The sequence below is a fragment of the Arsenophonus endosymbiont of Bemisia tabaci Q2 genome, from assembly GCF_902713415.1.
Taxonomy (GTDB): Bacteria; Pseudomonadota; Gammaproteobacteria; order Enterobacterales; family Enterobacteriaceae; genus Arsenophonus.
Genome location: NZ_CACTIE010000262.1, coordinates 1 through 2,145, shown reverse-complemented (window position 1 = coordinate 2,145; position 2,145 = coordinate 1). Strand labels below are relative to the sequence as shown.

Genomic DNA, 2,145 nt, shown 5'->3' with positions numbered 1-2,145 from the left:
CGACTTTAAAATGATTACAAGTAATTACTCTATATCAGTAAATTTATATTGGAGAAAAACATATATTTTGTAATCAAAATTAAGACGCTTAGCTATATCCAGGCTGCGGGATGAGTACAGCCGGTTAATTGGCCAATTTTTTGGATGGTATTTAATTGAGATAAGGCCTGATCCAGATAAGTTAGTGAAAACGATGAATAGCTCGGATGACAGCTGCTGGATTTTCAGGATGCACTCAGTGACCACATCCCATAATAATCTGTCCATGAGCTTGTGGAAATTGAGCAATAATATCTTTGCGATAAGCTTCGCTAATATAATCGGAAAGGCCACCACCAATAAAAAGAGCAGGATGCGGCCAGGCTGGAATCGTTTTCCAACTCATCAATTGACGATATTCTTTTTTTAAGACAGGCAAATTAAATTTCCATTTACCTTTATCAAATGATTTTAATAAAAATTGAATTTCACTTTCTTCACTGATCATATTACGCACAATGATAGCCGCGTCTTGCCGTGAAGTTACGTCTGCTTGTATTACTCTGCTTCTAAAGCGGAAAATATATTCTCATGGCCATTAATTTGATAAGTGACTGGCGCAATATCAATAACCACAATTTTTCTATTAATTTTGGCGCTATTGCGGTCATCGCCATCGCTATTTTTCCACCCATTGAGTGTCCGATAGCGATAACACTTGTTTGCTTTAAATGCGTTAATCGCTTTAAAACGTCTGTTGCCATTTCAAAATACAGCATCGTTTCCGCCCATGGCGAGTTGCCATGATTGCGAATATCGAGTTGAATAACGGTGAAATAATCTTGTAAATTGCGTGCCAATAAGCCTAAATTTTGTCGATCGCCAAACAAGCCATGGATGAGTACAATCGCAGCAGAAGAGATAAGATTTTCCGGTTGATGGATGCGATAATTTAGCCAGTTATTTAGCAACATAGTCATATTAGCTTTTGTTAATTAATAATTATTATAATGACATGGATATAATGAGAAACCAAAAATTATCAACTCGATAGGTAGCAAAATTTAAGTTAATGTTGGTGAGTGAAAGGGTAATTACCACGATAATATTTTACTATTTATATAAATAATGTGACTAATGTCCGATCTCAATAAAGGTATCTTTATTCATCGTAAGGTAAAGTTATAGCTAGGCGACTTTAAAATGATTACAAGTAATTACTCTATATCAGTATCAGTAAATTTATATTGGAGAAAAACATATATTTTGTAATCAAAATTAAGTCGCTTAGCTATAAATGCAAAAAAAGAGCGCTCGGATGCGACACAGATATTTTGTTCGCACTCAATATGGTGTAATCAAAATTAAGTCGCTTAGCTATATATCAACAGCGATAAAAGCATACATTACCGACCATAAACCAGAACCATAAACCGGTAATACCAGTGCAATGGTTTTTCCATTATCATCGTTGACTAAATAAATTTCTTCCGAGTTGGCTCTATAACGGATCTTAGCAATATCCTGTTCAGGAGATAATGCAATTCGGGTTTAATCATTACGTAGCTGACTATTAAGATCGAAGTTTCCATTACTATTTGATATTTCAGTTGTGTTGAAATCCAAAATCTTAGCGCTAATACGAGTATTATAAAGAGATTGTATCTTTTCAGCTGACATTTTTGGTTTGAGTAAACCAGCAACATCAAGAATATTACGTTGCTTATCTAATAATATTTGCGCTTGCTGTTTAGATTTCAAAACTACCGCTGCACCAGATACAACTACTGAACAGACTAAACACAGAATAAATACCACAAAAAATGTTCTGCCGATGCTATCTTTTGGATTTTTTATTTTATTGTTAACCACGCGCTTTTCTCCGTTAAATATTTGCCTGAACTAACAGATATAGCTAAGCGTCTTAATTTTGATTACAAAATATAGGTTTTTCTCCAATATAAATTTACTGATATAGAGTAATTACTTGTAATCATTTTAAAGTCGCCCAGCTATATCGGATTATTTGATATCAATATTAACAGCGATGTTTTCTATGCATGGGTTACCCAAGTCCTTATCCCAGTACTTCCTAAAAACAGTGTAATCATGATGGATAATGCAACTTTTCACAAGAAACAGAGTATTCAACAAGTCATCATCGAT

Annotated in this window: 2 protein-coding genes and 3 pseudogenes; 2 read left to right on the top strand and 3 right to left on the bottom strand. The window is 34.2% G+C overall.

Annotated elements, in window-relative coordinates; all coding sequences use genetic code 11:
• Window positions 1-95: 95 nt before the first annotated feature.
• Both ARSQ2_RS13300 and ARSQ2_RS10965 read right to left on the bottom strand, forming a co-directional pair.
• Window positions 96-206, bottom strand: a pseudogene (locus tag ARSQ2_RS13300) (formate dehydrogenase accessory sulfurtransferase FdhD); the annotation flags it as partial.
• A gap of 29 nt (window positions 207-235) precedes the next feature.
• Window positions 236-953, bottom strand: a pseudogene (locus ARSQ2_RS10965) (alpha/beta fold hydrolase).
• A gap of 323 nt (window positions 954-1,276) precedes the next feature.
• On the opposite strand from ARSQ2_RS10965, the gene ARSQ2_RS13925 reads away from it, so the two are divergent.
• Entirely contained in the window at window positions 1,277-1,411 is a 135-nt protein-coding gene (locus ARSQ2_RS13925; RefSeq protein WP_255487696.1) for a hypothetical protein, read from the top strand.
• On the opposite strand, the pseudogene ARSQ2_RS10960 reads toward ARSQ2_RS13925, so the two are convergent.
• A pseudogene (locus ARSQ2_RS10960) lies at window positions 1,360-1,851 on the bottom strand (Na(+)-translocating NADH-quinone reductase subunit C); the annotation flags it as partial. The gene ARSQ2_RS13925 and the pseudogene ARSQ2_RS10960 sit on opposite strands and share 52 nt — an antisense overlap.
• 120 nt (window positions 1,852-1,971) lie before the next feature.
• On the opposite strand from ARSQ2_RS10960, the gene ARSQ2_RS13920 reads away from it, so the two are divergent.
• Window positions 1,972-2,145: transposase (locus ARSQ2_RS13920; RefSeq protein WP_181995314.1), on the top strand; the 174-nt coding region annotated here is incomplete at its 3' end.

What these genes read in the sequence shown, in the direction of transcription:
- ARSQ2_RS13925 (WP_255487696.1), top strand. Translation starts at nt 1,277, where the DNA reads ATGCAAAAAAAGAGCGCTCGGATGCGACACAGATATTTTGTTCGCACT.